The organism is Terasakiispira papahanaumokuakeensis, assembly GCF_001709345.1.
Taxonomy (GTDB): Bacteria; Pseudomonadota; Gammaproteobacteria; order Pseudomonadales; family Halomonadaceae; genus Terasakiispira; species Terasakiispira papahanaumokuakeensis.
Window position 1 is genome coordinate 2,803,303 of the sequence record NZ_MDTQ01000001.1, and the last position, 24,969, is coordinate 2,828,271.

Sequence of the window (24,969 nt, forward strand, 5' to 3'; positions counted from 1 at the left end):
AAGATCCTGTCGTATGATCAAATCACGACCAGTTCTGCCTTAAGCGCGCCTGCCTGCTTAAGCGCTTCTAAGATAGCCATTAAATCTCCTGGCGCAGCACCTACCTGGTTAACCGCTTGAACCAGCTGATCCAGGGTGACGCCTGCATCAAATTTAAACATACGCCCATCACCCTGCTGCACATTCACCTGTGATTGAGGCGTTACCGTCGTATCTCCGTCACTTAGCGCATTAGGCTGACTCACTTGGGGATTCTCATTAATCGTGACAGTTAATCCACCATGCGTTACAGCCGCAGGCGAAACACGGACATTTTGTCCAATAATAATGGTGCCGGTCCTAGAGTTTATGATGACACGCGCTTTGGCTTCAGCCGGATCCACTTCTAGGTTTTCTAATACCGATAAATAACTGACTCGCTGGCTTGAGTCTCTTGGTGCCCGAACACGAATAGAGGTCGCGTCCAAAGCTTGAGCGACATCGGGGCCCATCAGGTCATTAATTTGTTCAGCAACACGGCGTGCAGTCGTAAAGTCGGGATAGTTAAGATTTAATGTAAGCGAATCGCCTTTGGCAAAAAAGTTAGGTATTGATCTTTCAACCGTTGCACCGCCGGGGATTCGTCCAACACTTGGGACATTAACCGTAATCTTAGAGCCATCTGCACCCGAAGCGCCAAAACCACCCACCACCAAGCTGCCTTGAGCCACTGCATAGGTATTACCATCAGCGCCTTTCAAGGGCGTCATCAGCAAGGTTCCACCCCGCAAGCTATCAGCATTACCAATCGATGAAACCGTAATATCAATGGCCTGACCTGGCTTTGAAAAAGGGGGCAACTCAGCACTGACAGTAACGGCTGCGACATTTTCTGAATCGGGGTTAACACCAGGTGGCAATGTAATCCCGAACTGAGTCATCATGTTGGCAAAGGTCTGATCCGTAAAAGGCGCATCATCTCCGGTACCATTCAAACCCACGACAAGTCCATAACCGATCAGCTGGTTATTACGCACACCTTGAACCGACGTGATATCTTTAAGTCGATCAGCCTGCGCCAAGGGTGCAAATGCAGCGACCACAAGCGCCACTAAGCAGCATACGCGGGCAGGTATTTTGAACGCTTTCATTAAGCTCAATGACTCCACCTTATTGCCTTTCGTCTTTTCAATGACCATTCTGATCACCCCTCAGAAAGGCCACCAGCCGCTATTGAAGAAGCGTGTTAGCCAACCTTGCTTGTTGGAATCAGCCAAATCACCCGTGCCGCTGTAAGTCAAGCGAGCATCGGCTAGGTGCCTTGAAGCCACCGTATTATTCGGCTGAATATCATCCGGCCGCACAATGCCAGAGACACGAATAAACTCTGAACCCTGGTTCAAATTAAGCCACTTTTCACCCCGGACCTGTAAATTCCCGTTCGGCAATACTTGATGTACTGTGACCGTAATCTGACCCGTCAAGCTATTACTTTGGTCAGCACTACTATCACCTTTAAAGTCACTGGAACCATCAAAGCTAGTCCCCAAGTTCATACGTGTTCGCCCAAAAACAGTCGGCGTAGGTAAATCAATATTTGATTCACGCTTGATGTCCGTTTTGGCCGACTTGGTCGAACTTGTTTGCTCTTGAAGCACAATCGTGATCACGTCACCCACACGGTATGCTTTGCGATCACCAAATAGCTGTTGGCTATACTGCTGCTGGTAAAGTGACCCATCTGCCGGAGGAGGTGGTTCCATGCTGCTAGGCTGAACCGGCGCATAGTATGGATCACCAGCTTCAACGACAGGCTCTGAGCCGACACAGGCCGTCAACCCAAAAACAGAACAGATCAGACTTAACTTTAACCAGCGCATGGTGTGACCTCTATATCCAGCTATCCGAAACTCAGACCTATTGTAACGGATAGCCCAACCTCTCATTAGAGGGTTTGTGTCAGGTTGCGTAGCATTTCATCAGCAGTAGAGACGACCTTAGTATTCATCTCATAGGCTCGTTGGGTCGTGATCATATCCACCATTTCTTCAACCGCACTCACATTAGACTGCTCCAGAGCCCCTTGAGTCACTGCGCCAAAGCCATCTTCCCCACCGACACCGACATTGGGAGCACCCGAGCCCGCGGTCTCTTTAAAGATATTGTTACCCATTGCCATCAGGCCTGCTGGATTAATGAAATCCACCACGTCAATTTGACCGATTTGCTGAGGATTGGCGGTATCCCCATCAGTGATCACCTCAACAGTACCATCTTGACCGATAGTGAGGTCTGTTGTGTTATCGGGCACCACGATTTCTGGATCAAGAGGCAATCCATTAGTATTGACAACACGGCCTTCCGAGTCCAAATGAAATTGACCATTTCGGGTATAAGCCACATCACCATCGGGTGTAGCTAAACGGAAGAAACCACGACCATTAATCATGATATCCAGCGTCTGACTGGTCGTATTCACATTCCCTTCAGTGAACTGCTTTTGCGTACCGGCAACACGGACACCAGTACCTAGCTGTAAGCCTGACGGAATCTGTGCATTATCCCCATTTTCAGTACCGGGCATTCTTTTGATCTGGTAGAGCAGGTCTTCAAAAACGGCACGCTCACGTTTAAAGCCCACCGTGTTCACGTTGGCCAAGTTATTCGAAATGGTGGACAGTTTAGTGTCCATCGCATTCAAACCCGTTTTACCTACCCATAATGCCGGATGCATGAGCAACTCCTTGAAATTATTGGTTTACCAGAGATCAATATCAATCGAGCGTCTAGCTCATACGTAAAACGCTGTTCATTGAAGAGCCATTTTCATCAACGGTCTTCATCATTTTCACATTCATTTCATATTGGCGTGACAAAGCAATCATATGCGTCAGCTCATTGACGGCATTGACATTACTGGTCTCAATCATGCCTGAAGCCACACGCACAGTTGGATCTTCATCCAACTGTGCCTGGCCATTACGGGGGCGCATCAAACCATCAAGGCCCTTGTCCATCGCCACGTCTTCTGCTGCGGGGTTCACAAGTTTTAGCTGGTCAACACCCATCGCCATCGGCTGGCCACCGCCATTGGAGATAATCGAAATAGTGCCATCTTCGCCAATGCTGACACGTGAGGCAGGCGGTAGCACGATCGGCCCGCCACTGCCGATCACCGGCAAGCCATTGCCGGTTCTCATAACGCCATTAGCATCGAGGGAAAGATCACCACGACGCGTATAGGCTTCGGAACCATCCGGGGCTTGCACCGCCAGCCAGCCATCACCGTTAATGGCGACATCTAAGGGGTTACCGGTTTGATTATACTGGCCACTGGCAACATCGGTCGCTGGACGTTCAGTCAATGCATAAGCGCGCGTCGGATAGCTTTGACCAAATACCGGCATGGCTCGCGCTTGCTCTAAGTCAGCCTTGAAGCCTGTGGTATTCACATTGGCCAAGTTATTGGCCCTTGCTTGTTGAGCCAGCATATTGTGCTTGGCTCCAGTCATTGCGATAAAAAGCGCCTTATCCATACTTATCTCCTATAGATTGCTTTTAACTAAAGCAAAATATATGCCAACACTTCAAGCTATAAAAAAACCGCTAGCCTCTGGGTGCTAGCGGTTCCAAACCCTGACACGAACGTTTATCGAATATTAATAATCGTCTGTGTCAACGCATCCTGAGTTTGTATGGTTTTAGCATTAGCTTGATAGTTGCGCTGAGCCACGATCATTTTAACCAGCTCTTCCGACAAGTCGACATTGGAATCTTCCAGGGAGCCCCCATCAACCGCCCCAGTGACGCCTGTACCCGCGGTATTAACGGTTGGAATGCCTGAATCAGTTGTCTCAGCCCAAGCGGTTGAACCTACAGGCTTTAACCCGCCCGGGTTACGGAAGTTCGCTATAGGCACTTGACCCACTGCTTTTTGCTGTCCATTCGTATACCGAGCGTAAATCGTACCATCTTGATCAACATTAAGACCCGACATCTTACCGGTGGTATAGCCATCCTGAGTTAAAGAACTGACCTCAAAGTTATCACCATATTGCGTTGAGCCCGTAAACGCCACAGCAACCGTATTATCTCCGTTCTGGCCAAACTCAGTACTTGTGCCGTCAACAGAGCTTAAATCCAAACTAAAGCTCTGAGTCGGGTCACCCGCAGCAGCCGGGGGGTTAATACCGGCAAAAGTCCCAGTATTAGAGTAACCAATCGTCGCATTCGCAGCGGGTGGATTTACCGTGGGATCACTATATGCAGCACCATCCCAGAACAAGGTCTCTCCCTGGGTGTTGGTAATAGAGGTATAAACTTCCCAATCGGTTTCACCAACGGCCGCTGCAGGCGTTGATGTGGAGTCCGCGACCTTCTTGTAATACACCCGTAACGTATGCTCATTCCCCAAGCTATCAAAAGTCTTCACTGCCGTGGAATGATTGTAAGTGGTTGCATCATCTGGGTTAAAAGCCGTTGCCGCAGGGATAATATCCTCACCGCTATCCAGGTTATTCTCCATATCAATGCGGTCAGTTGCTCGCGGCGCAACGTTGGCCTGCTCAATACGAATATCACCCAACGCACCCGTTAACACCTCACCATCTTCAGCTTCATAACCCTGAAGACGAGCGCCAGTGTTATTGACGACATAGCCATCTTTATCAATCAAGAAAATACCATTACGCGTATATTCCGTAGAGCCGTTATTCTTGGTGATAAAATAGCCATTACCATTGATGGCTAGATCCAATGAATTATCAGTGGAATTAATATTGCCCTGATTGTGCATTTGCGCAACACGCTCAACCAACACACCTGAGCCGACTGCATTTTTTCCCGTACCGAGCACGGAGGCTGCGTAAACATCACCAAACTCAGCACGCGATTGCTTAAACCCTGTCGTACTGGCATTCGCGACGTTGTTACCAATAGTATTAAGATCTATCTGTGCACCACGCAAGCCAGAGAGGCCAACATTAAAAGCCATAACACCACTCCTTTAAATTCAGAAACCTGCACTACTTAATATTCTTGACCTCAGAAAGCGGTACCTGACCCACCCCCTGAATGTTTAGCATCAACTGACCCGAACCACCTGCCGCAACCTGCACGCTATCCACATTTGAGTCCATATACATCGTGGGCACATCTTGATCTTCACCATTTTTCGCGAGATTACGCGGCTTAAACACGTAAACACCCGGCGGAAAGTCATTGCCCTCGGTATCTTTACCATCCCATTCAAAAGGCACCTCACCTGCACTCACATTATCCCAAGCAATAGAGCCCAAGTATTCTCCGGATGAGCTTTCGACATCGACCACTAATGATGGTGTGTCGTAATCAAGGTGAACACTGCCGGATACTTTGCCACCTTCTTTCAAAATCCCCACATTAGACTCAACTTCAACCTTGCGACCCACGAGCGAAGAGGCTTGCAAGGCCTGAGCAGACTTGAGGCTGACCGCAAAGTTATCCACGGTACTATTGAGCTGCTGAATACCTTCCAGAGAACTGAACTGAGCGAGTTGCGCCACATATTGCGTATTATCTTGGGGACTCGTCGGATCCTGGTTTTGCAACTGAGTAATCAACAATTGCATAAACTGATCCCGCCCCATATCAGTTCTTGAGGCTTTTTCCTTTTCTCTCTGATCCCTAAAGCGATATTCCGCCTGAAGGCTCTCATAGAAACTGGTTGGTTCAGCCATGCTCGCTCTCACTCAGCCACATTCAGCGGCAATCCGTTATTACTATTTTAAATATATTGATTATGCGTCAACGTTAACTTCGCTAAGAACCAAAGCCAAAAAATGCATCAAGCACCCTGTCCCAAAGTCAATGCTCGCTGAACCATTTGCTTCGCTGTGTTCATCACTTCCACATTCGTTTGGAAGGAGCGGGAGGCCGCAATCATATCGGTCATTTCTTCGACCACATTCACGTTGGGATAGAACACATAGCCGTCTTCATTCGCCGCCGGATTATTCGGCTCATAACGCATTTTCAATTCAGCATTACTTTCGACAATGCCCAACGTCTGAACCCCTTCACCCGCAACATTCTCAGGGTTCAGACTCGTCACGGGGTTTTGATAGCCCTGATTATCCGTAATCCCTTGTTTATAACCTTCCAAAATCGGAGCGAAGACAGGCTTACGGGCACGGTACGTCTCATCAATAGAAGAGGAGACTGACTGAGCATTCGCCAAGTTAGAAGCGGTTGTATTCAAGCGCAGTGACTGCGCATTCATGCCAGAACCCGCAATATCAAAGACTTTATTTAAAGACATGTCATCAACCTATCGATACCATCAGAACGATCTCAGCCCCAAAAACCATAGGGCAACCTTTACGCGATTATTGACGATGCGCTATTGCTCTTTCATCGCTTTGACCAGTCCCTTGAACTTGCTATCGAGAAACGAAAAGCTGGCCTGGAAGTCCAATGAGTTATCGGCATACTTGGCTTGCTCAATATTACTTTCCACTGTATTGCCATCCACTGCAGGCTGCTGGGGGATGCGATATTTCAAAGCGCTATCGACCACAGCCGCTTCGGCAGGAATATGCCGAGCATTCGTTGTTTCAAGGCGCATACGATCGACTTTCTCATACTCACCCTTCAGCATGCCTTGGAAGTCCAAATCCCGCGCTTTGAACCCAGGCGTATCACTATTAGCCAAATTATTCGCCAGAATTTCAGCGCGCTGACTGCGCACACTCAGCGATTGCGGATGAATACCCAGAGCATTTTTGAAGTTGATCGCCATTGCTTTCTCCTTAACACTTATTCAGAACCTATGCACAACTCGTGCCATTAAAATAAAAACCATAAAAAACAATAAGTTAAAAAACAAACGCTCAACTTTCATATGCTAAAACACCTAAAGCGGCAAACCGATGCCGCACAAAAACGGCAACATAATGCAACACAGCAGCACCTAAAGCCGAACACACTCATGCATCAAGACACATCAAAACGATGCGGCAGTAGACTTGCAGCGGATTTTATCGCCCCCATACTGGTTATTCACCCTTTAGTTATTCGCAGGTTAAACGACGATGTCGACATCTTCTATCATGCTCCGCTTAATCCATTTACTCGAACAACGCATGCGTCAAGCCAATCTATGGCACTGTAGCACCCCGTCACACGACGCGATGCAAAGCACAGAGCCCTTTGCAGTCGATACGATGCACCTTGAGCAATGGCTCAAGTTTATCTTTATCCCCCGAATGCGCGCACTGATCGACGGACAACACCCCTTACCCGAACGCTGTGTCATTACGCCCCACGCCGAACAAATGTGGGCACGCCCCCAAAGCGATGCGGTCATTGAAGTGCTCATGGCCATCGATGCCTTTATTTCTGAAAATCGAATGCCGAGTGCCAAACTGCTCAAAACCCTGGAGCATTGAGCCTTAGCGTTTTCATCCCGCAAGCACTTAAAGGCTTACCTCCCCATACTGACACCGTAAGAGCGAACACGACACACAAACCTTGAAGCATTCGTAAACGGTATCGCGATGATTAAAACGCTCACAATATCGACTCACGGTCAGGGCCTTTATGAATTCACCCGTGTACTGGCGCCCTTGATCAAACAGTCACACCGATCTGAAGGACTCTGCTCCTTACTGGTTCAACATACCAGCGCCAGCTTATTGATTCAGGAAAATGCAGATCCAAGTGCCCGTGATGACTTGGAACAGTGGTTAAATCGGTTAGTCCCCGAGCAAGATTCAGCTTACACCCATACCCATGAGGGGCCTGACGATATGCCCGCTCATATCAAAGCGGCATTAACGGCCACAACACTCAGCATTCCTTTTCAGCATAATCGCTTATTGCTAGGCACATGGCAGGGCCTCTATCTTTGGGAGCATCGACACCAACCCGCCTCCAGACGAATTGTCGTTCATTTATCGACATAGCAATCGAATAGGGACAATCATGCCTGACATCACTCCGCCACAGCCACTAGCTGATGACCATCAACCCTCTCAGGAGACATCAACTCCCGACGGCAATACGACTCGAGAACGTCTATTAGCGCGGGCTCAAAAATTGATCCAGCAAGGCGGGACTCAAGGGTTCAGCTATCAGCAATTAGCCAATGATATAGGCATTAGAAAGGCAAGCGTTTACTACCACTTCCCCAGTAAAGAGGCGTTAATCAATGCTGTTTTAACTCGCTATATCGACACCTTTAACCACTTTTTAAACCAGCAAGAGGGCATCACTGCAGAGGCGCAGCTACACGCTTACTGCCATTATTTCGTTCAAATACTCAGCCAGCATAACCAGCTATGTCCCGTCATCATGCTGACTTTAGAACAGAACTCACTTAACGACTCAACTCTTAGTCTTATGCATGAGTTTCTCAAGCGGAATGAGCAGTGGCTGACACAAGTTTTTCGGCAGGGTAAGTCCACCCGCCAGCTAATGTTAACGGGCAGCGAAACAGTTCACGCCAAGCAACTTTTGCAACGGTACAGGGCAGTATGCTGACCGCCCGAATGAGCGGTCAGCGGGGTGATTTTCAAGCGATTATCGATCAATTATTACGCGGCTATAAAGCGCTTTAATGGCTCGAAGACTGATCAGCGGGAGAAAACGCCGGCACTTGATCTGAGCGCTCATTAGAATAGTGATGAACATCTCGCTGCGGATAAGGAATCGTCACGCCTTGTTCATCAAACGCCAGTTTGATGCGCTCCATCATATCCCACTTCAACGGCCAGTAGTTCGCCGTGTCGACCCAAGCGCGCACAGTGAAGTTAACGGAACTATCAGCAAATTCAAACACGGCGATTAGGGGTTCTGGGTCGTGGTGAACGCGCTCATCGGCTTCCAACAATGATTTTAAAATAGTACGCACCTGACGAATATCATCGTCATAGCTCACACCAATCAGCAAATCGAGTCGGCGAGTCGATTGTGCCGAATAGTTAATAATATTTCCGCCCACCAGGTTGCCGTTGGGCACAACAATTTTTTTGTTATCCGGAGTAATCAGAAAAGTATGGAGTAAGGTGATGCGATCGACAGTACCGGCCGTACTGCCGCCTTCAATATAATCACCGCTACGAAAAGGCCTTAAAGCGACTAACAAAAAACCTGCGGCCAGATTTTCTAGCGAATTCTTCAGCGCCAAGCCAACAGCCAGACCTACGGCACCCAAGGCGGCAATCAACGAGGTGGTATCAATCCCAAGCTGACTTAATACGGCAATAATCAAAATCACCAGCATCACGGCATAGGCAATTTGCCCCATGAATCCAGCCGCGGCATGATCCATACGCCGAGTCATGACTTTGATCATCATGCTACGCAGCCACTTCACTAACACCCAACCGACGATAAGGAGCAATAAAGCTGGCCAAAGTGCATCAAACACATCCCAAACGCGCTGTGCAAAGGGACCACTTTCTTGCATTAACTTTTCCCACATGAAGATCTCCTTAGCCATAAGTCATGATCATCCGGCGAGCATAGCACAGCTCACATTCAACGCACTTGCGAACCGCACTCCAATCAATGACAAAAAGCCGTGCGGGCAACCCGCACGGCTTTTGTTTTTCAAAACTTGAGAGTGCTTCAAGTCCGGTTAAGTCTTTGCTTTAAAGACGCTGACACTGAGTACGATTAACTCACAACAGAACGACGCATCCCTCACTCAAGCATCATTTTCAGCATCAACGTCACCGAAGTTGTTACGCGCTTCAAGCCACATGGCATTAATAATGCCAAGACTACAGGCAAAGAGCACCCCAATAATCCAAGTGAAGTACCACATAACCTTCTCCTCAATTAATCAGTGATATTCCCGACAACCTCGACCATTAATAAAGTGCGTGCGCATTCTCTTCGATATCACGCACAGAGATACGGCGCCACATTTTGACGTAAGCCCAAGTGGTGTAGGCGAGGATAATCGGCACCATCACAATGGCGACCCAGAACATAATTTTCAGAGTCAACAGACTAGAAGTGGCATCCCATAATGTCAGACTATCGGAAGGCACTAAGCTGGACGGCATAATGAAGGGGAACATGGCAAACCCAGCAGTGGTGATGACACCCGCAATGGTCAAAGAGGACATAATCAACGCCAATGCCGGACGACGAGCCAATGCCAATAAAGCCACCACCAGGGCACTAAACAGCCCCAACATCGGTGCAATCCAGAACGAAGGATGGCGATCAAAGTTGCCGATCCAAGCAATACCATCCGCCACAACATCTTTATTCAACGGATTAGGGTAAGCATTTCCATCAATGACCGACTCAATGCGGAACCCGAACTCGCCCATCCACAGCCAAAGCCCACCTAACGCAAATAGGACTAAAACCACTAATGCCAGCAGAATCACCGCAACACGGGCACGTTCAGCCACCGCCTGATCAGCTCGTGCCATCATCCAGGTGCCCCCATGCATGGCCAACATCGCAATCGATAAGATCCCCGCCAACAAACCATAAGGGTTCAGCAGCTGCCAGAAGTTACCCACATAGGTTGGTCGCATGAGGTCATCAAACTGAAAAGGCACCCCTTGCAGCAAATTGCCAAAAGCCACGCCAAAGACCAGGGCAGGCACTAAGCTGCCACCGAAAAGCGCCCAATCCCAGGCATTACGCCAACGGCTGTTCTCCAGCTTACTCCGGTAGTCAAACCCGACAGGTCGAAAAAACAGCGCAAACAGGGTCAACAACATGGCCATATAAAAGCCTGAGAAGGCAGTCGCATAGACCATAGGCCAAGCAGCGAAAATGGCCCCGCCAGCAGTAATAAACCATACTTGGTTGCCATCCCAATGCGGCGCAATCGTATTGATCATGGTGCGCCGTTCATTATCGGTTCGCCCTAAAAAAGGCATCAGGATCATACTGCCCATATCCATGCCATCAGTGACCGCGAAACCAATCAGTAACACACCGATCAACACCCACCAGATGAGCTTCAATGTTTCATAATCAAGAATCATGTCCATTCTCCTCAACGCAACCGGTCGGCCGGCCCTGGTAGGGGACCATTGCCACTTGGTGACACCTGCTGTTCGTGATGATAACGACCAGTATGCAGACTGGAGGGACCCAAGCGTGCGAAACGGAACATTAAGTACATTTCCACAATCGCCAGCAGCGTATAAAGCCCGACAAATCCAGCAATACTCATCATCAGGTCATGGGCTTCAAGCGTTGAAGTGGCCAGGAAAGTCGGCAAAATTTCGCCAATCGCCCAAGGTTGACGCCCGAATTCAGCGACAAACCAGCCAGTTTCCACACCAATCCAAGGGAGCGGGATCGAAAAAAGCACCAGCTTCAAGAACCAGGGGTAACGTTCAGCGATGCCTTTAGTGGAGAGATAGACCGAAAAGATGAAGATGAACAGCATCGCGAAACCACACGCTACCATCACACGGAAACTCCAGAACAAAGGCGCTACCGGCGGGATGGAATCCATCGCAGCTTGCTGAATTTGAGCCTCTGTTGCATTAGCAGGATTTTCAACGTAGCGTTTCAGCAATAGACCAAACCCGAGGTCATCTTTCACCTCATCAAACTGACGGCGTACCTCTAAGCTGGTATCTCCGCTGCGTAATCGAGTCATCAGATTGTAAGCCACGACACCATTACGAATCCGGGACTCATTCTGTTGAATCAAGTCACGTAACCCAGTGACAGGCGTATCCACAGAGCGTGTGGCAATCAGCCCCATCAGATAAGGAATCTTAATGGCATAGTCTGTTTTTTGGGCTTCCTGATCAGGTAAACCAAAGAGGGTAAAGCTGGCCGGCGGTGTGCTGGTTTCCCACTCCGCTTCAATAGCGGCCAGTTTCACTTTCTGAACTTCGCCGACTTCATAGCCTGATTCATCACCTAATACGATGACAGAAATCACCGAAGCCAACCCAAACGCAGCGGCAATCGCAAAAGAGCGACGTGCGAAAGGTAAGTCGCGGCCCTTCAGCAAGTACCAGCTGGAAATACCAAGGACAAACATAGAGCCGGTCACATAACCCGCTGAGACGGTATGCACAAACTTCACTTGAGCGACAGGATTCAAGACCAGATCAGCAAAGCTCTGCATCTCCATGCGCATGGTTTCGAAGTTAAACTCAGCGCCGACGGGATGCTGCATCCAGCCATTAGCAACCAGAATCCATAAGGCTGATAGATTTGACCCCAACGCCACCAGCCAGGTCACCGCCAAATGCTGACGTCGAGACAGTCGATCCCATCCAAAGAAGAAAAGACCAATGAAGGTTGACTCCAAGAAGAAGGCCACCAGTCCTTCGATGGCTAGAGGTGCGCCAAAGATATCCCCCACATAATGGGAGTAGTAAGCCCAGTTGGTACCGAACTGGAACTCCATGGTTAAACCAGTGGTTACCCCAAGGGCGAAGTTAATACCAAACAGTTTTCCCCAAAACTGTGTCATGTCCTTGTAAACCTGCTTACCAGTCATCACATAGACTGATTCCATAATGGCCAGCAGGAAGGTCATCCCCAGAGTCAGCGGCACAAAGAGGAAGTGGTAGAGTGCGGTGAGCGCAAATTGCCACCGCGACAGGTCGACCACAAGATCACTAATCATTGCCAGTCTCTCTCGTCTTAAGATTGGACGAATATGTCGGCACTGCGTATTACCGACCGGACATACCATCATCATGTATGTCCGGGGCTCCGCCCGGAGCCCGATACAACAAAAGCGGAAGGCTTTTGTTGGGGTCAGTCAGGTCGTAAAGATGCTTTTTAATGGAAGCTCAGTTACTTGTTCGAAATATTTCATCGCACAAAAACTCAACTAACGCCTTGGGCATCTATTCCCACCGGCATAAACTGCGTAGACTTTGCAGCATTGAGTTTGCCTTTTCATGACGTGCCGTCATTTTAATCGACCCCAAGATAAGGCTTAAGGTGACATGATGTCGCACCCTGAATCCATGAGCGAGATTGGCCAGTTCCCGGCGCCCTCACCTCAGGCAGAAACCTGGGGAAAACGCTTAGCGGAACTCGAAGCACCGATATTGAGCCAGCGCCAGCAATTACAGCGAATGCTATCTCCTTCAATATCCTTGCTTGATTTAGAGCATGCTTTAGCCGCTGACCCGATGCTGGCATGGCCTGTACTCCTAAAAGCAGCACAACTGCCACGAATAGGTGGTCAGGTACAAGGCCTACAGCACGCTTTGAATTTACTCGGCTTAGATAAAACACAAGCATGTATTCGCGCACATTCAAAACCGGCCTATGATCGCAACCAGCCTGGCCATACTCATTATTTGCAGGCCTTGTCTGTCGGCGAATTTGCAGCTCAACTACTACGCCTATGGGAGTCGCCACAATACCCTGGCGGCACAGAACACATGGCTTGGAGCACGATGCTGTTGAGCCTGGGTCGTTACCTTATGCCATTATTAGAACCCAAGCTCATGGCACAACTGGAACGACGTGTTGCTTTGGGAGAAAGACGCAGCCGGGTCGAACACTCTCTATTGGGATGCAATCTGGCAGAAATCACGATCGCCATGTTGCGTTTGAAAGGGCTGCCTGAATCGCAATGGCCGCCGATGATTGATAGCCGAACACCTCGTCATATTGCCGCAGCGGGCCACTTCGCTTGGACCGATATCATGGCTCCCGAACTGCCCCGTCACATTGCACTATGGTTGAGACGCCCCAATACCGGCATGTTATTGGCCCATTTACTGGCTTGGCGCGCTTATGATGGCTGGTACGACCGTGCGACATGGCGTTTACTTCACACTGTTTCTGCTTATTTAAATCAGCCACTGAGCCAGGTGGTTGCAAGCGTTCACCACTGTGCGGCACGGACCAGTCGCTTACAGCGTCATACCGAGATTGTCACGGTGGGAGAGTTACTGCTTCACCCACCACGGGCTCCACGAACTTTAAATACCGATCCGACGGAAAGCCGATCCCATACCGAATCTCAAAGAGCCGCTACAGCAGCCCCGGCTTTACAAACGACTAGCCATGACGATGCTCTAAATGTCACGACACCCGCACCCGACATTCACCATCTCAAACAATGGCTAAAAGCCGTTCAGCAAGGACAATACACTGATCTAAGGGCACTCATGCATAGCGCAGCCATCACCATGACTAAAGGGCTAGGGATAGAACGTTGCCTATTGCTCATGCGCCCACCCAAAAGTGAAGCGCTTCGCTGCTACTATGCCCATGGGTTTGTTGAGCCAGACCACTTACGCCAACTGACATTGACCGAGCATAGTGATGGTGTTTTAGCGCGCATGATGAATGATGGCGGGGCCCTCAAGGTCAATGCAGACCGAGTGAATGCCATCAAACGACAACTTCCACCTCCCCTGAATACCCTCTGCCTGCAAAGCGGGTTATTATTAGCCAGTATCCACTTGAACCACCATGTTGTAGGTCTGTTATGGGCCGACACTGGACATGCGGAAATACAATTGCATGATCAGCATTATCTGGGATTTAAAAAAGTGGCACAGGCGATTAGCCACGGCTTTGCGCTACAAGCCAAAGGGCGACAAGCCATACGCACATCTCAACCTCCAGGATCTTAATTCGCCCCATATCACGTTGACGCGGAGAGCTGCTGTCCATGCTGCTAAGTGAAACCCAAGCTGCTTGTAATGATTTACTTGAGCTCATCGAAGAAAGTATCGACCTATACCAAGATCATGCAGCACAGCTGCCCGCAAGTGATCGTAAAGCGCAACTTGACCGTTTAATGGAAGAGCGCCAACAGCTACTGGAAGAGCTTCAGCAGCAAGCCCGCCAATCATTAGGGCTCAGGCCGCGGGCAGCGGATCTAGATATGGAAGGATTAACTCATCTACTCGGGCAATTCAGAAGCCTTTGGCAATCACCAGAAGGGGTCGCGCTGGAAGTTATGCGAGATCAAGAGAAAGCCGTGCATGATGCGCTGACAAAGCTCCAACAACAGGATGAAGGCTTACCAGAACATCTACAGCTTTCATTGCGCAAGCTCGCTGACCACCTGACAGCTATCGCACCTTGGTGGCGTCCATAGCGTCTCGTCTATTCAGACTAAATGGCGCCATCAAGGCGTTAATCTGCTGGCGATATCACTTCATCCGGTAGGTCCACATGAGGGCCCAGAAAACGGGGAGCACGCTGCCAGATAAATAAATCGCCTAATGTGGCCAACCGGGCCAACACTTCACGCCACCATTGAAAATGAGTCCAATGCAACGTCGGCCCGTATGCAGAACAACCTTCCACATGAAGCCCCAGAACGTCAGCGATAAATAAGGCTCGCGGCAGGTGCCAAGATTGAGAAACCAATAACGCGCGCTGAACACCAAACACCTCTCGCGCCCTCACCAGGGTGTCAAAAGTGCTGAGCCCGGCATAATCGAGCGTCATGACCTCTGGGGGCACGCCTAATGCCATCAGATCCTTCTGCATATTGACCGGCTCATTGTAATAGAGCGAGCGATTATCTCCTGACAACAAAAGATGCTGGATTCGCCCTTCGTTATATAACTGAGCCGCTAAGTCCAAACGGCCATGATAGTGGGGATTATCTCGACCATTGCGCAAATAACGACTGGTTCCAAATACAATCGCCAAGGGAATCGAAGTGCACCGCGAAGGCGACTGAATGAAAGGACGCGTCTTCCATAACATCCATTCATTCAATGCGATCATCACGACAAGCAATAAGGCGAGCAGGCCGCAAAGGGGCAACCCCCATCGCCGAATCAGGGACACCCGTCTCATAGCGGCCTACAGACAGAGAAAACCGTCATATTCAATCAGCAACCTGAGCAAACCCCTGCCCCATACGGACTGAGGCTTGCGGCCCTAATGAGTCATGCCACTTCGTTGCAGAGTTCGCCATCAACAAAATAACTGTCGAGCCTAATTTAAAGCGCCCCATTTCAGCCCCCTTTTCTAATTCAACAGGCCCTTGGGGAACATGTAGGGCGGTCGTCTGACGCATCTGCGGAGTGACCTGCCCCTGCCATACCGTTTCAATGCCCGCCACGATCATCGCACCCACCAGCACCATAGCCATAGGCCCAAACTGGGTATCAAAAATCGCCACCAATCGTTCATTCCGCGCGAACAAATCGGGCACATGGGCCGCTGTCGCTTGATTCACAGAAAATAAACGGCCCGGAATGTAGACCACCTCACGTAGCGTCCCAGTCACAGGCATATGAACACGATGATAGTCTCGTGGAGAAAGATAAACCGTCGCAAATTGCCCGCCCATAAAAGGCTTAGCGCGTTCAAGATCGCCACCGAGCAAAGTGTTCAAACTATAATCATGACCTTTCGCTTGAAAAATACGGCCCGCTTCAATCGCGCCACACTGGCTAATCGCGCCATCAGCAGGGCTCACCACATCAGCGGCCGGATCAATCTCACGCACATCAGGCCGTAAAGCTCGCGTAAAAAAATCATTAAAGCAATCATAAGCGATGGGATTAGGCTCAAGGGCTTCACTCATATCGACTTGATAACGCTTCACGAACCAACGAATGAACGCATTCTTTAGCCAAGGCGTTCGGGTATCGGCCAAGCGACCGACCCAACGAGAAATACAGTGATGGGGAAGCGGATACTGCCCCAAAGAAAACAAACGCGCTTTATCCACGAAGCATGCCTCTTTCATCTTTCAGCCCACTGCGCCGCAGTATACTGATCCAAGTGTTCTGAGAAGAACGAATGTGCCAGAGTGTACAAATAAAAACGCACACTTGGAGATATTGTTACGGATACGCCGCCACTCAGCAGATTCGAATCGAATGCACGCAATAGCATGCTCACAAGCACGGATCTATGTTATGAAAGACCCACAGTGCAATCATCACATTGCCAAAGCACACGCATTATGCCGACCGAAGGCATAAGTGCCTAGAGGCCAATAAGAATCAAATGCTTACATCGCCTGAAGCGGCATGGTTTGTGGCCAGCCCTATTCACGTGACACAGGCAAGTCCGCCCGGTTTCCCCACTCTTTCCAGGAGCCATCATAAGCTTGCATTTTGAGCCCTAATAAAGTCCCGACCAGCCAGGTTAAGCCAGAGCGATGATGGGTCTGACAATGAGTAACGATCGTTTTTCCCGGAGCGATTCCTAACGCGGCTAACTCTTGCCGAATGATGTCAAGATCACGCAGGCCTTTATCTGCAGACGGCATCATCGTTTTTGTCCACTCATAATTCACCGCGCCAGGGATGTGGCCACCTCGTGCAGCCAGCACTTTTTCACCTGAGAATTCCTCTGGGGCCCGAGCATCCCAAATCGCCAAATCTTCAGCCCCCAGCAGTTCACGGAGATGATCAGCCGACACCATCAGTTCGGGGTGTCGAATGGTGACCACATAATCTGTCGGTTCAATAGAAGGCTCTTCTGTCGAAACAGGATAACCCGCCGCCTGCCAGGCGACGACACCGCCATCAAGATAGGACCAACGCTCATGACCAATAACCGCGAGCGTCCAAATCAGTCGACCCGCCCAACCCCCGCCTTCATCATCATAAACGACGATATGCTGGTCAGGAGTCACACCTAAGGTCGACAACAAGTCGGAAAGTTGCGCGACAGAGGGCAGTTTATTCCCCCGCTCCCCTCCCGCTAAGAGTGCCGTATGGTCGACATAAATCGCCCCAGGCAGGTGTCCCTGACGAAAATGCTCAATGGCCGTCGGCACACACAGCACAACGATATCAGGATGTTCCAATAACGATGCCAAGGCTTCGGGTTGAATGAGCCGAGGCAACCGGTTTTGATCAAGATTCATTTTAATCCCCTGCAACAAAAAAACAGCATGCAACAAAAAACAGCGTTTTAGCATGGACAACATTATTTAATAAGATGTCCTAACATGAGGTCATCATCCGTCACAAAGCGCACACAACATAAGATCAATGAACTTCATCGAAGACCCTGTATAACGGTTTCGCCCCTTCTCGTCTGCGGGTACACTAACTCAATAATGATACGACGTACGCTTAGGGACCCAAACAACCATGCTACTGATTATTGGTGCTTTAGTGGTAATAGGCAGCGTAGCCGGCGGTTACGTATTGTCGCACGGCGATTTGATTATGCTCTGGCAACCCTACGAGCTGATAATCATTGGTGGAGCTGCCCTTGGCGGGTTCATCACCGCCAACCCTGCCCATGTCTTGAAAGATGTGTTTGCTTCTGTGCCTCAGTTGCTAACGAGCGGCGGACAGAACAAGGCCTTTTATATTGATCTACTGCGCTTGATGTTCGAACTATTCAATAAAGCGCGTAAAGAGGGCATCATTGCTATCGAAGCCGATGTTGACGAACCGGAGCAGAGCCCTATCTTCCAAGGCTACCCAGCAATCCTTAAACAGCATGAGCTTATCGAGTTCATCACAGACTATATGCGGCTTATCAGTTCAGGCAATATGCAGCCTCATGAGCTGGAAGGGTTGATGGATTCCGAAATTGAAAACCTACAAAAAGAAATGGCGGAGCCTAGCCATGCCGTAGGCAGTGTGGCAGACGCCTTACCAGGGTTTGGTATCGTGGCCGCGGTGCTCGGGATTACCATCACGATGAAAGATATTGCCGCACCACCAGAAGTCCTCGGCCACCACATCGCCGCAGCGTTGGTTGGAACATTCCTGGGGATCCTGCTCTCTTATGGTTTTGTTGGGCCTACGGCACGCGCAATGGAAACCATGGCGCACGATAAAATCAAAGCCTTTGAAGCCATAAAGGCCTGTCTTCTGGCCAATATGAATGGGTTACCTCCCCAACTGGCCGTCGAGTTTGGGCGCAAGATGCTCAATCATGGCAGTCGCCCAACCTTTAATGAACTTGAAGAAAGCGTTCGTAATCGCTGATCGCCAACGGATGGCGAAGTCAACGCCTCCGATCTCAGCTCTGTGTACTGGCTGCGCCTTGCAGCCAGTACACGCGCGTTAAGCCTTTAAGTACGAGGAGTTCACGCCCATGGCGGCAATGGATGATAAGCAACCCATCATCATCAAAAGGGTCAAGAAAGTTGTTGGGGGCCACCATGGCGGCTCTTGGAAAATTGCCCTGGCTGACTTTGCTATCGCGATGATGGCCTTCTTTTTGCTGCTCTGGCTATTAGCCAACACCACAGAAACACAAAAAATTGAACTGCAGCAGTTCTTTTCTGACCCCACCGGTTATATGGATAAAGTCGGCCGGCTTAATCCTATCGATTTAGGCGGGAGCCCTTCATTACTGCGTAATACCAACCCATCAGATAGCAGCGAGCAAATAGAGTCTTCGCAAGAGCTGTCAATGGAGAACCCAGAAGAGCTGGCCAGCTCACCCAATAAAGAATCACTCGAAGAGCTTCAAAACTCTTTGCTTTCCGCCATTGAAAGTGATGACCTCCTCTCGCAGTTTAAAAATCAGTTAATTATCGATATTGCGCCAGATGGTCTACATATTCAGATTGTCGATAATCAACGCCGACCGATGTTTGATGAAGGCTCATCTCGCTTACGTTATTATTTTGCGGAGATCCTACTTCAACTCGCGCCCGAACTTGCCAAAGTCAACAATAAAATTAGCATTCAAGGCCATACCGATAGTTATCACTACAGCGACAATGATAACTTTGGTAACTGGGAGCTGTCGGCCAATCGCGCCAACGCAGCCCGACGGATGTTAATTGAAGGCGGATATCCTGATGATCAGGTCGCCCAAGTGGTGGGACTGGCCGACTCAATACCTTTCGATACTGATCACCCCACAGACCCGATTAATCGACGTATTGAATTGGTAGTACTCAACCGCCAGGCAGAAAAGCAGCTGGATAATCAATCTGGAGAGCACTTAAGTGATGCCGCTAAAGCCAGATTAGAAGCCGCGCGGAAAGCTGCCGATATTGATCCAAGCCCAGAAAGTACTGAAGGCGATTCCCTTGATACCAAGCCTCCACGCAAAGGCGCTGAAAGTCAGCCCGGCGAGGTGCTCGATCAACTGGAGCAGTTGCTAAATCAAGACAGTCCTTATCAACCGCCCTCCTCGGTACGCTAAGACAACGGCATGGCATAAGGCAATGCCGTCACAACCTATTCAACAATGACTTATCGCGCCAGGCAGACGTCAACTCTGCCTGGGCTTAGTGGTTACCATCATGACACGACTTTCAGCACTAGCGCACTGGCCTCAGTTCGAGCAAGAAGCTCATCATATGCATGATGTTCACCTGCGGGACCTCCATCAGCAGGAACCCAACCGGTTTGACCAATGGCACCTTCAATTTGATCAATTACTGCTGGATCTCTCCAAGCAAAGAATGCGTGCAGAAACCCGCAAGGCCTTACTTCAGCTGGCCCGAGAAGCCAAGCTCCCCGAAGCCATTGAAGCGCTATTTACGGGACAACCGGTCAATCGCAGCGAACAAAGGCCGGCCTTGCACACCGCCCTACGCCAGCCATCGGACACATCCCTTGAAGTGGACGGCGAAGACATCATACCGGCGATCCATCAGACGCTGGATCATATGGAATCCTTGGTCAACACGGTGCGCTCAGGCCAGTGGCGTGGCGTCACCGGCCACCCCATTACAGATGTGGTGAATTTAGGTGTTGGTGGCTCAGATCTTGGCCCCTTGATGGCCTGCCATGCACTGAGAGACTTTGCCGTCCAACCGCCTCGCGTACACTTTGTCTCCACCATGGATGGCTCACAACTGGTTGATCGGCTAGCCTGGCTGAATCCAAGCACTACGCTATTCATTTTTTCATCGAAGTCGTTCACAACCGCAGACACCCTAGCCAATGCAGAAACGGCTCGGCGTTGGCTGAGCCAACATTTGGGAGACGAAGGGCTCATTATGAAACGCCATTTTATTGGCGTCTCAGCCAGCCCAGATAAAATGACCGCCTGGGGAATCCCCGAAGCTCACCAGTTATGCTTTTGGGAATGGGTCGGTGGACGCTATTCACTCTGGTCCGCCATTGGCCTGCCCATCGCGCTCAAGATAGGCATGGCCGGATTTCGCGAACTGCTCGCCGGAGCACATGCCTTAGACCAGCATTTCCGGCAGACGCCACTGGAAGAAAATCTGCCCGTAATGCTGGCCCTGACCGGGGTTTGGAATATCAACGGATTAAATATCAATGCCCATGCCGTACTGCCTTATGATGGCCGCATGAAGTACTTACCCGCTTACCTTGAACAACTGGAAATGGAATCCAACGGTAAGTGCACGACTCAAGATGATGAAGGTGTCGACTATGACACTTGTCCAGTGCTTTGGGGTGAACTTGGGCCTAATGCACAGCACGCTTTTTATCAACTGCTCCATCAGGGCACTCAAGCCGTCAACTGCGACTTTATCGCCCCCGCCCGACGCTATGAAGATGTTAAATCGCCCGATCAACGCCAACAACTGACACGCCAACACCGTATGACATTGGCTAACTGTTTTGCCCAATCACGCCTTTTGATGTTGGGAGATTCGGCGTTGGATCCCACTGTACTTGATTCAGCCCCTCGCTACCGCTTATATCGCGGCAATCAGCCCTCGACCACACTATTGCTCGAACAACTCACCCCTTATAGCCTGGGTCAGTTACTCGCGTTGTATGAGCACAAAGTGTTTGTCCAAGCCACGCTGTGGGACATCAACCCGTTCGATCAGTGGGGCGTTGAAATGGGCAAAAAAATAGCAATTGCGACAGAAGAAGCCCTCGTTGAACAACGCCACACCATGGCTGAGTTCGATAGTTCAACTCAAGGGCTGATGAGCCATTGCCTTCATCAGCAAGAGGCCTCAAACAGGTCGGACTTGGAGTCTTAGAATGGAATTGCTGAGTGCCTTTTCTCCCATGACGCTAGGTTTCATGAGCTTGATTGCGCTCATGACGGCCTATTTTCATGGTCCCGTTTATTCACTGAGAACGGTGAATGCTGCTCCCTCAATCCTCACGAGCGTGGGGATTTTCGGTACATTTCTGGGGATTGCATTAGGCCTGATGAACTTTGATAGCAGCAACGTTGAAGCCAGCGTTCCTCAACTTATTGAAGGACTCAAAACAGCCTTTTGGTCATCCATTGCAGGGCTCCTTGGCGCAATGACGATCAAGCTTCGCCATGTCCTGAATCATGTGCGCGGAGTCGATGGCAGCACTCAAGTCACTGGTGCAACAATGGACGACTTGGCCACGCTGCTTGGGGATATTCGCCTTCAACTCAAAAGTTCTGGGCTGACCCGGCTGGATGATCATTTAAAAGCTTCTGATCAACGCTTCGAACAATTACTGACCCGTATCAAAACCGATATTGGGACTTATCAAGAACAAATGGCAAAAGCCAATAGTGACGCTTTGGTTCAAGCACTGGGGCAATTGCTGCAAGATTTTAACCAACAGATTGGCACCCAATACGGCGATAACTTCCAAGCTTTAAATGATGCTGTCGGCCAGATGCTGCAATGGCAGAACAATTACCGTGATGAGCTGGAAAAACTTCTCAACGAACAAAGGGCCAATGGGCAAGTGCTAGATAAAGCCACAGAAGCTTACAAGACCATGGTGCAACACACACAATCATTTAATACCGTGGCTGAAACTCTGGGTGACGTGATGCAGGGCTTGCAGCAACAGTCTGAATCACTGGGCAGTTATCTGGATTCATTAGCCCGTTTGGTGAACCAAGCAGGCGGCGGCTTGCCGAAACTAGAAGGTCGCATTCTCGCGCTGACCGAAGGGCTCTCAGAAGCCTTAGAGCATCAACACAGTCAGATGCAAAAACTATTGGATAACAGCGGACGCCGTATCACAGACAGTGTCGAGCACCTCAATGAAGTGCTAGGAGAGCGACTTGATCAACAATTGGAACGCCAACAACGCCTGACCGTCCAAGCATTGGATCGTAATGAGCAACAGCTGGTCCGGATGGATGCAGCATTGGAACACGAACTGACACACGCTCTACAAACTTTTGGCAGTCAAATGGCCGCCCTTTCTGAGAAGTTTGCCACTGATTACACGCCGCTAGCGGACAAACTTCGAGACATCGTCAAACTTGCCGAACAGATCGACCGAGAGACCGTAAGAGGCACGAAATGAACCCCAATCTGCAGGATGAAGATCCACTTGCAGGCGAAGAAGGCGCTCACTGGATTTCCGTCAGTGACTTGATGGCCGGGCTAATGATGGTCTTCTTGTTGCTGGCAGTTGTCTTTATGGTCATCGTCCAGCATCAAAATGAACGGGTACGACAGGTAGCCGAAGTCTATGTTGATCTTCGCGAAGCCCTTTACCAAGACCTACTCCAAGAGTTTAAAGATGACCTCCCTCGTTGGGGCGCTGAGTTACGCCGAGACCTGAGCATTCGCTTTAATGATAGCGGCGGCTTATTTGAATTAGGTTCAGCAGAACTCCGCCCTGAATTTGCCGAGATACTGGCGGATTTTTTTCCACGCTATATTCGCATTATTACCTCGCCCAAGTACCGGGATGAAATCGCAGAAGTCCGTATCGAAGGTCATACATCAAGCGACTGGACCAATGCCAAAACCCAGGATGATGCTTACATCAACAATATGCAGTTATCCCAACATAGGACACGCAGCACACTGGCCTACTTACTGCAGCTGCAAGACCTTCAAATTGAAAAATCCTGGCTGAAGCATAATGTCACCGCCAATGGTCTTTCTTCCTCAAAGCCATTGCTCACCGCAGCGGGGACAGAAGATGAAGCACGTTCTAGGCGGGTAGAGTTCCGTGTTCGAACCGATGCCGATGCCCGAATACGCGAAATTCTGCAAGAGATGGGGGTTAAAAGTGTGATTCCACATGGCGATCTCAATGAGTCGTCCAAGATCAAAGCCGCAACATCAACAGCGGTCACACCGTCGCAGACCGATCAAAAAGCGCCAATCCAATGAAATTACCTGATTTCACTGAATTTGAGCCCTTTGTCGCATTGAGACAGCAAATGGGGGCTCGCCGCCAAGGCCATTTTGAATTATTCGACCCCAAACGCCATCTCAATGGTCGTGAACGATCGGCGTTAGAAACCACCGGTCTCAAGCGTTCACTGTCACAATTGAGGGCCCTTGCAGATGGTACCTGGGCCATTAAAAACAGCCGAATTCTCATTTATAGTGCCCACACGCCTGGGCATTACCACTTGGCCCAGTGTCCATCCTTATTAACGCAAAAACGACAAGAGGTCGTGATCACAACACGCCGACAAGGCCAAATTCCAGGATTCACTGAGGACGTGACCGCTCAAGTCTGCTCAGACTGCCTACAACTGCTGGGCTATAAAGGGTTTGATCTCACCCGCAATCGTAAAATCGCCTACAGCAAAGCACTACTCAAAGATTTCTCTCGTGAAGACTTTTTTAAAGTGTTCACCCTTTATCCTGTGCGCGGCATTGCGGAACATACGTTAACCGAGTCACCCCTGACTCAGTCTAACCATCAAGCATCAGGGGATGCTTAATGCAATGCCTGACGCTTAATCCCCATCACCACCCCAAGCACTTCAACATCTTCATTGGCCAGATAAATAGGTGACAAATGCTCGTTCGCGGGTTGCAAACGGACACCTCCACGCTCGATATACAGCTTTTTTAAGGTGACTTCACGCTGATTAATCATAATCACGGCTGTTTCACCATTTTCGGCGGTTTCCCGGCGATCAATAATAATGACATCACCGTCATGAATATCGCACTCAATCATTGAATTCCCACGAACTCTAAGTGCATAAGTATCTCGTCGTACCAACTGACGGGGCACCGTCACGGTCGACGAATTCTCAAATATTTCAATAGGCTGACCAGCGGACACCCATCCCAAAAGCGGCACGTCCATATCCGCGGGATCATCCAGTAACTGCCACGGTAAACACCGAGTATGCTGCAAATGCGACGTCTGACGCGCTAAAAATTGCACTTTGCTCATAACCGCCTCCGGCAATGACTTATCCCCAATATGAAAGGTGAAT

27 protein-coding genes are annotated in these 24,969 nt (G+C 49.8%); 11 read left to right on the forward strand and 16 right to left on the reverse strand.

All coding sequences use genetic code 11. The features are described from left to right. Positions 1 to 17 precede the first annotated feature (17 nt). The 8 genes from BFW38_RS12215 to flgB form a co-directional block, all read right to left on the reverse strand. Positions 18 to 1,130, reverse strand: a complete 1,113-nt coding sequence (locus BFW38_RS12215; protein ID WP_069000445.1) for a flagellar basal body P-ring protein FlgI — start codon at positions 1,128 to 1,130, stop codon at positions 18 to 20. 60 nt (positions 1,131 to 1,190) lie between these two features. Further along, the gene (gene flgH, locus BFW38_RS12220; RefSeq protein ID WP_068999082.1) at positions 1,191 to 1,859 is read right to left on the reverse strand and encodes a flagellar basal body L-ring protein FlgH; all 669 of its coding nucleotides are present in this window, start codon (positions 1,857 to 1,859) and stop codon (positions 1,191 to 1,193) included. A 65-nt stretch (positions 1,860 to 1,924) separates the two neighbouring features. Then, positions 1,925 to 2,713, reverse strand: a complete 789-nt coding sequence (gene flgG, locus BFW38_RS12225) for a flagellar basal-body rod protein FlgG (protein ID WP_068999084.1) — start codon at positions 2,711 to 2,713, stop codon at positions 1,925 to 1,927. Positions 2,714 to 2,765: 52 nt separating this feature from the next. Further along, positions 2,766 to 3,515 (reverse strand): flagellar basal-body rod protein FlgF, encoded by a 750-nt coding sequence (gene flgF / locus BFW38_RS12230; RefSeq protein WP_068999086.1) that lies wholly within the window; start codon positions 3,513 to 3,515, stop codon positions 2,766 to 2,768. Positions 3,516 to 3,628: 113 nt separating this feature from the next. Further along, entirely contained in the window at positions 3,629 to 4,972 is a 1,344-nt protein-coding gene (gene flgE, locus BFW38_RS12235; protein ID WP_068999088.1) for a flagellar hook protein FlgE, read from the reverse strand. A gap of 31 nt (positions 4,973 to 5,003) precedes the next feature. Further along, complete coding sequence (locus BFW38_RS12240) at positions 5,004 to 5,696, reverse strand: flagellar hook assembly protein FlgD (RefSeq protein WP_068999090.1); 693 nt, start codon at positions 5,694 to 5,696, stop codon at positions 5,004 to 5,006. 107 nt (positions 5,697 to 5,803) lie between these two features. Next, positions 5,804 to 6,277, reverse strand: coding sequence for a flagellar basal body rod protein FlgC (gene flgC / locus BFW38_RS12245; protein WP_068999092.1), 474 nt, complete (start codon positions 6,275 to 6,277; stop codon positions 5,804 to 5,806). Positions 6,278 to 6,358: 81 nt separating this feature from the next. Then, on the reverse strand, positions 6,359 to 6,757 hold the full coding sequence (gene flgB / locus BFW38_RS12250; protein ID WP_068999094.1) for a flagellar basal body rod protein FlgB: 399 nt from the start codon (positions 6,755 to 6,757) through the stop codon (positions 6,359 to 6,361). A 292-nt stretch (positions 6,758 to 7,049) separates the two neighbouring features. Here flgB and BFW38_RS12255 point away from each other — a divergent pair, with 292 nt between their 5' ends. The 3 genes from BFW38_RS12255 to BFW38_RS12265 all read left to right on the forward strand — a co-directional run bounded on the left by BFW38_RS12255 (position 7,050) and on the right by BFW38_RS12265 (position 8,499). Further along, positions 7,050 to 7,406 carry a YqcC family protein gene (locus BFW38_RS12255; RefSeq protein WP_068999095.1) on the forward strand — a complete coding sequence of 119 codons (357 nt, stop codon included), beginning with the start codon at positions 7,050 to 7,052 and terminating at the stop codon, positions 7,404 to 7,406. A 108-nt stretch (positions 7,407 to 7,514) separates the two neighbouring features. After that, the gene (locus tag BFW38_RS12260) at positions 7,515 to 7,922 is read left to right on the forward strand and encodes a secondary thiamine-phosphate synthase enzyme YjbQ (protein ID WP_068999097.1); all 408 of its coding nucleotides are present in this window, start codon (positions 7,515 to 7,517) and stop codon (positions 7,920 to 7,922) included. A 19-nt stretch (positions 7,923 to 7,941) separates the two neighbouring features. Continuing rightward, positions 7,942 to 8,499, forward strand: coding sequence for a TetR/AcrR family transcriptional regulator (locus BFW38_RS12265; RefSeq protein ID WP_068999099.1), 558 nt, complete (start codon positions 7,942 to 7,944; stop codon positions 8,497 to 8,499). A gap of 73 nt (positions 8,500 to 8,572) precedes the next feature. On the opposite strand, the gene BFW38_RS12270 is transcribed toward BFW38_RS12265, so the two are convergent. The 4 genes from BFW38_RS12270 to BFW38_RS12285 all read right to left on the reverse strand — a co-directional run bounded on the left by BFW38_RS12270 (position 8,573) and on the right by BFW38_RS12285 (position 12,589). Beyond that, positions 8,573 to 9,442: a mechanosensitive ion channel family protein gene (locus BFW38_RS12270; RefSeq protein ID WP_068999101.1), complete on the reverse strand. Its 870-nt coding sequence runs from the start codon at positions 9,440 to 9,442 to the stop codon at positions 8,573 to 8,575. Between the two features lie 225 nt (positions 9,443 to 9,667). Next, complete coding sequence (cydX, locus tag BFW38_RS12275; RefSeq protein ID WP_068999105.1) at positions 9,668 to 9,787, reverse strand: cytochrome bd-I oxidase subunit CydX; 120 nt, start codon at positions 9,785 to 9,787, stop codon at positions 9,668 to 9,670. A 46-nt stretch (positions 9,788 to 9,833) separates the two neighbouring features. Beyond that, positions 9,834 to 10,976, reverse strand: a complete 1,143-nt coding sequence (gene cydB, locus BFW38_RS12280) for a cytochrome d ubiquinol oxidase subunit II (protein WP_068999107.1) — start codon at positions 10,974 to 10,976, stop codon at positions 9,834 to 9,836. 11 nt (positions 10,977 to 10,987) lie between these two features. Continuing rightward, positions 10,988 to 12,589, reverse strand: a complete 1,602-nt coding sequence (locus BFW38_RS12285) for a cytochrome ubiquinol oxidase subunit I (protein WP_068999109.1) — start codon at positions 12,587 to 12,589, stop codon at positions 10,988 to 10,990. Positions 12,590 to 12,917: 328 nt separating this feature from the next. On the opposite strand from BFW38_RS12285, the gene BFW38_RS12290 reads away from it, so the two are divergent. Together BFW38_RS12290 and BFW38_RS12295 are read left to right on the forward strand one after the other, a co-directional pair. Then, entirely contained in the window at positions 12,918 to 14,567 is a 1,650-nt protein-coding gene (locus tag BFW38_RS12290) for an HDOD domain-containing protein (RefSeq protein ID WP_068999111.1), read from the forward strand. A gap of 38 nt (positions 14,568 to 14,605) precedes the next feature. Further along, the gene (locus BFW38_RS12295) at positions 14,606 to 15,037 is read left to right on the forward strand and encodes a hypothetical protein (protein WP_068999112.1); all 432 of its coding nucleotides are present in this window, start codon (positions 14,606 to 14,608) and stop codon (positions 15,035 to 15,037) included. Between the two features lie 38 nt (positions 15,038 to 15,075). On the opposite strand, the gene BFW38_RS12300 is transcribed toward BFW38_RS12295, so the two are convergent. From BFW38_RS12300 to BFW38_RS12310, 3 genes are all read right to left on the reverse strand, one after another. Continuing rightward, the gene (locus tag BFW38_RS12300) at positions 15,076 to 15,750 is read right to left on the reverse strand and encodes a SanA/YdcF family protein (RefSeq protein WP_068999114.1); all 675 of its coding nucleotides are present in this window, start codon (positions 15,748 to 15,750) and stop codon (positions 15,076 to 15,078) included. Positions 15,751 to 15,781: 31 nt separating this feature from the next. Next, positions 15,782 to 16,651 carry an archaetidylserine decarboxylase gene (gene asd / locus BFW38_RS12305; protein WP_068999116.1) on the reverse strand — a complete coding sequence of 290 codons (870 nt, stop codon included), beginning with the start codon at positions 16,649 to 16,651 and terminating at the stop codon, positions 15,782 to 15,784. A 303-nt stretch (positions 16,652 to 16,954) separates the two neighbouring features. Then, positions 16,955 to 17,782 (reverse strand): sulfurtransferase, encoded by an 828-nt coding sequence (locus BFW38_RS12310; protein ID WP_069000446.1) that lies wholly within the window; start codon positions 17,780 to 17,782, stop codon positions 16,955 to 16,957. A gap of 229 nt (positions 17,783 to 18,011) precedes the next feature. Here BFW38_RS12310 and motA point away from each other — a divergent pair, with 229 nt between their 5' ends. The 6 genes from motA to BFW38_RS12340 all read left to right on the forward strand — a co-directional run bounded on the left by motA (position 18,012) and on the right by BFW38_RS12340 (position 24,462). After that, on the forward strand, positions 18,012 to 18,863 hold the full coding sequence (gene motA / locus BFW38_RS12315) for a flagellar motor stator protein MotA (protein ID WP_068999118.1): 852 nt from the start codon (positions 18,012 to 18,014) through the stop codon (positions 18,861 to 18,863). A 109-nt stretch (positions 18,864 to 18,972) separates the two neighbouring features. Beyond that, positions 18,973 to 20,037: a flagellar motor protein MotB gene (gene motB, locus BFW38_RS12320; protein WP_068999120.1), complete on the forward strand. Its 1,065-nt coding sequence runs from the start codon at positions 18,973 to 18,975 to the stop codon at positions 20,035 to 20,037. A 100-nt stretch (positions 20,038 to 20,137) separates the two neighbouring features. Beyond that, complete coding sequence (pgi, locus tag BFW38_RS12325) at positions 20,138 to 21,808, forward strand: glucose-6-phosphate isomerase (protein WP_068999121.1); 1,671 nt, start codon at positions 20,138 to 20,140, stop codon at positions 21,806 to 21,808. 1 nt (position 21,809) lies between these two features. Continuing rightward, complete coding sequence (locus BFW38_RS12330; RefSeq protein ID WP_068999123.1) at positions 21,810 to 23,078, forward strand: hypothetical protein; 1,269 nt, start codon at positions 21,810 to 21,812, stop codon at positions 23,076 to 23,078. Continuing rightward, a complete protein-coding gene (locus tag BFW38_RS12335) occupies positions 23,075 to 23,899 on the forward strand; it encodes an OmpA/MotB family protein (RefSeq protein WP_068999125.1) in 825 nt (274 codons plus the stop codon). The genes BFW38_RS12330 and BFW38_RS12335 overlap by 4 nt, the downstream gene beginning before the upstream one ends. Beyond that, entirely contained in the window at positions 23,896 to 24,462 is a 567-nt protein-coding gene (locus BFW38_RS12340) for a hypothetical protein (protein WP_068999127.1), read from the forward strand. Before BFW38_RS12335 ends, BFW38_RS12340 begins: the two co-directional genes overlap by 4 nt. Here the strand turns inward: BFW38_RS12340 and BFW38_RS12345 are convergent. Next, a complete protein-coding gene (locus tag BFW38_RS12345; RefSeq protein WP_068999129.1) occupies positions 24,459 to 24,926 on the reverse strand; it encodes a LexA family protein in 468 nt (155 codons plus the stop codon). The genes BFW38_RS12340 and BFW38_RS12345 overlap by 4 nt on opposite strands. Between the last annotated feature and the right edge of the window lie 43 nt (positions 24,927 to 24,969).

What these genes read in the sequence shown, in the direction of transcription:
- motA (WP_068999118.1), top strand. Translation starts at nt 18,012, where the DNA reads ATGCTACTGATTATTGGTGCTTTAGTGGTAATAGGCAGCGTAGCCGGC.
- cydX (WP_068999105.1), bottom strand. Translation starts at nt 9,787, where the DNA reads ATGTGGTACTTCACTTGGATTATTGGGGTGCTCTTTGCCTGTAGTCTT.
- motB (WP_068999120.1), top strand. Translation starts at nt 18,973, where the DNA reads ATGGCGGCAATGGATGATAAGCAACCCATCATCATCAAAAGGGTCAAG.
- BFW38_RS12340 (WP_068999127.1), top strand. Translation starts at nt 23,896, where the DNA reads ATGAAATTACCTGATTTCACTGAATTTGAGCCCTTTGTCGCATTGAGA.
- BFW38_RS12260 (WP_068999097.1), top strand. Translation starts at nt 7,515, where the DNA reads ATGATTAAAACGCTCACAATATCGACTCACGGTCAGGGCCTTTATGAA.
- flgB (WP_068999094.1), bottom strand. Translation starts at nt 6,757, where the DNA reads ATGGCGATCAACTTCAAAAATGCTCTGGGTATTCATCCGCAATCGCTG.
- BFW38_RS12285 (WP_068999109.1), bottom strand. Translation starts at nt 12,589, where the DNA reads ATGATTAGTGATCTTGTGGTCGACCTGTCGCGGTGGCAATTTGCGCTC.
- BFW38_RS12330 (WP_068999123.1), top strand. Translation starts at nt 21,810, where the DNA reads ATGGAATTGCTGAGTGCCTTTTCTCCCATGACGCTAGGTTTCATGAGC.
- flgF (WP_068999086.1), bottom strand. Translation starts at nt 3,515, where the DNA reads ATGGATAAGGCGCTTTTTATCGCAATGACTGGAGCCAAGCACAATATG.
- cydB (WP_068999107.1), bottom strand. Translation starts at nt 10,976, where the DNA reads ATGATTCTTGATTATGAAACATTGAAGCTCATCTGGTGGGTGTTGATC.
- BFW38_RS12270 (WP_068999101.1), bottom strand. Translation starts at nt 9,442, where the DNA reads ATGTGGGAAAAGTTAATGCAAGAAAGTGGTCCCTTTGCACAGCGCGTT.
- BFW38_RS12290 (WP_068999111.1), top strand. Translation starts at nt 12,918, where the DNA reads ATGATGTCGCACCCTGAATCCATGAGCGAGATTGGCCAGTTCCCGGCG.
- BFW38_RS12300 (WP_068999114.1), bottom strand. Translation starts at nt 15,750, where the DNA reads ATGAGACGGGTGTCCCTGATTCGGCGATGGGGGTTGCCCCTTTGCGGC.
- BFW38_RS12240 (WP_068999090.1), bottom strand. Translation starts at nt 5,696, where the DNA reads ATGGCTGAACCAACCAGTTTCTATGAGAGCCTTCAGGCGGAATATCGC.
- flgH (WP_068999082.1), bottom strand. Translation starts at nt 1,859, where the DNA reads ATGCGCTGGTTAAAGTTAAGTCTGATCTGTTCTGTTTTTGGGTTGACG.
- flgC (WP_068999092.1), bottom strand. Translation starts at nt 6,277, where the DNA reads ATGTCTTTAAATAAAGTCTTTGATATTGCGGGTTCTGGCATGAATGCG.
- BFW38_RS12265 (WP_068999099.1), top strand. Translation starts at nt 7,942, where the DNA reads ATGCCTGACATCACTCCGCCACAGCCACTAGCTGATGACCATCAACCC.
- pgi (WP_068999121.1), top strand. Translation starts at nt 20,138, where the DNA reads ATGACACGACTTTCAGCACTAGCGCACTGGCCTCAGTTCGAGCAAGAA.
- BFW38_RS12295 (WP_068999112.1), top strand. Translation starts at nt 14,606, where the DNA reads ATGCTGCTAAGTGAAACCCAAGCTGCTTGTAATGATTTACTTGAGCTC.
- asd (WP_068999116.1), bottom strand. Translation starts at nt 16,651, where the DNA reads ATGAAAGAGGCATGCTTCGTGGATAAAGCGCGTTTGTTTTCTTTGGGG.
- BFW38_RS12255 (WP_068999095.1), top strand. Translation starts at nt 7,050, where the DNA reads ATGTCGACATCTTCTATCATGCTCCGCTTAATCCATTTACTCGAACAA.
- flgE (WP_068999088.1), bottom strand. Translation starts at nt 4,972, where the DNA reads ATGGCTTTTAATGTTGGCCTCTCTGGCTTGCGTGGTGCACAGATAGAT.
- flgG (WP_068999084.1), bottom strand. Translation starts at nt 2,713, where the DNA reads ATGCATCCGGCATTATGGGTAGGTAAAACGGGTTTGAATGCGATGGAC.
- BFW38_RS12310 (WP_069000446.1), bottom strand. Translation starts at nt 17,782, where the DNA reads ATGAATCTTGATCAAAACCGGTTGCCTCGGCTCATTCAACCCGAAGCC.
- BFW38_RS12335 (WP_068999125.1), top strand. Translation starts at nt 23,075, where the DNA reads ATGAACCCCAATCTGCAGGATGAAGATCCACTTGCAGGCGAAGAAGGC.
- BFW38_RS12345 (WP_068999129.1), bottom strand. Translation starts at nt 24,926, where the DNA reads ATGAGCAAAGTGCAATTTTTAGCGCGTCAGACGTCGCATTTGCAGCAT.
- BFW38_RS12215 (WP_069000445.1), bottom strand. Translation starts at nt 1,130, where the DNA reads ATGAAAGCGTTCAAAATACCTGCCCGCGTATGCTGCTTAGTGGCGCTT.